Source organism: Cereibacter changlensis JA139, assembly GCF_003034985.1.
Lineage (GTDB): Bacteria > Pseudomonadota > Alphaproteobacteria > Rhodobacterales > Rhodobacteraceae > Cereibacter > Cereibacter changlensis.
Map to the genome: position 1 here is coordinate 1 of NZ_PZKG01000317.1, position 1,638 is coordinate 1,638.

Sequence of the window (1,638 nt, forward strand, 5' to 3'; positions counted from 1 at the left end):
TCCCGTAGCATGTTGGGAATGTAGCGCCGTTGAAGGTTATGGCCGCCTGCGCAGCCCCCGAAATCGCGCAGCAGGCGGCCATAACCGGGTCTCGGGTCTCTATGGTGGTTTTGCGAACCACACCACAGAGGAGATCGGCTATGGCCAAGGTTGAGCATACTTCGGATGCCCGCGTTCTGGTAGGCATCGACATTTCCAAGAACCGGCACGAGGTGCTGATCGCTGTCCCCGGCAGGGCGCGACGCCGCCGGATGACCGTGCTGAACACGGCCGACGACTATCGGCGCCTGATCGATGTTCTGCAGGGTTTCGAGCTGCCGGTCATGATCGGGTTCGAGGCGACAGGGAACTACCACCGGGCGCTGATGTTCGCCCTCGGGGCGGCAGGCTTCGATCTGAAGCTCGTTTCATCCATCGCGCTCGCCCGCACGCGGGAGGCGCTGCACAACAGCTGGGACAAGAACGATCCGAAGGATGCACAGGTCATCCTGCGCATGCTGGAGATCGGTGCGGTGCAGGTCTTTCATGACCCGCTGGTTGCTGGCACCTGCGATATCCAGGAGTTGTCGAAGACCTACGAGATGGTGGCGCGCGCCAAGACCGAGCTGTGGCATCGGATCCTGACCCATTACCTGCCGCTGTATTTCCCAGAGGCGGACCGGTTCCACCGCAGTTCAAGAGGTGACTGGTTCCTAGCCTTTCTTGAGGCCTTTCCGTCCCCCCACATGATCACGTCGATGGCCAAGGAGGCCTTCATCGAGGCCGCTTGGCCGGTGATTGGACGCCGTGTCAGCAAGGCCGCTCTCTTGGCGGATATCTACGAGACATCAAAGGCTTCCGTGGGACTTCCGGTTGCGCCAGACTCTGATGCGATCCGGATGTTCCGCCTCGTGCTTGCCCAAGGGCGTAGCCTGATCCAGCAGCGCAACGCCATTGAGGAGCGCGCCGCCGAGCTTCTGAGCGCGCATCCCGACTACCAACTCCTGCGCTCGATCCCGGGCATCGGTCCTGTCAATGCGCTCGCGGTGCTGGCCGAGGCAGGAGATCTGCGGCGTTTTCGGCATCACCGCCAGTTCCTGAAGTTCTGCGGCATGGATCTGGCGACGGTGCAGTCCGGCCTGTTCCGCGGCAGGAGCAAGATCTCGAAGTATGGCAATGCCCGCCTGCGCCGCACCCTCTGGATCGCAGCGCAGGCCGCCGTCCTGAAGCCCGCCAACAGCTTCCGTGACAAGTTCGAGCGCTACATCGCGCAGGACCGCCACAACCCCGACGTGCGCCGAAAGGCCTACACCGCCATCGCCGCAAAGATGGCCCGCACCATTCACGCCGTGATCAAGTCCGGCGAACCCTATCGCCCCTTCTTCGAGGGGGTGAGCCCAGGCGGAAGGACCCCTCTCTGTAGAGCCGTGGAGGCAGGTTCCTGACCTCGTAGATAATGTTCGGGCCTTCCGCTTGGGATTTAGGATCTCGTCTTGAGGACGGTGAGGGCGGCATCCAGACCGACCCTGTATTTGCTATGGAAGAGACCACTTCTTGACGGCGGAGCCCGCCTGGGCAACCATCTCCAAGGCATCCGGTCGCTCGGATGCCCAGTGATCTGATGCCTCAAGCGGCAAATCTCTCCCGACATAGGACGTT

1 protein-coding gene is annotated in these 1,638 nt (G+C 62.2%); it reads left to right on the forward strand.

Features of this window, described 5'->3' with window-relative positions:
* Nucleotides 1-140: 140 nt before the first annotated feature.
* Nucleotides 141-1,424, forward strand: a complete 1,284-nt coding sequence (locus C5F48_RS23620) for an IS110 family RNA-guided transposase (protein ID WP_107666105.1) — start codon at nt 141-143, stop codon at nt 1,422-1,424.
* Nucleotides 1,425-1,638 lie beyond the last annotated feature (214 nt).

Bases quoted from the DNA above. Each gene is read 5' to 3' on its own strand.
- C5F48_RS23620 (WP_107666105.1), top strand. From the start codon at position 141: ATGGCCAAGGTTGAGCATACTTCGGATGCCCGCGTTCTGGTAGGCATC.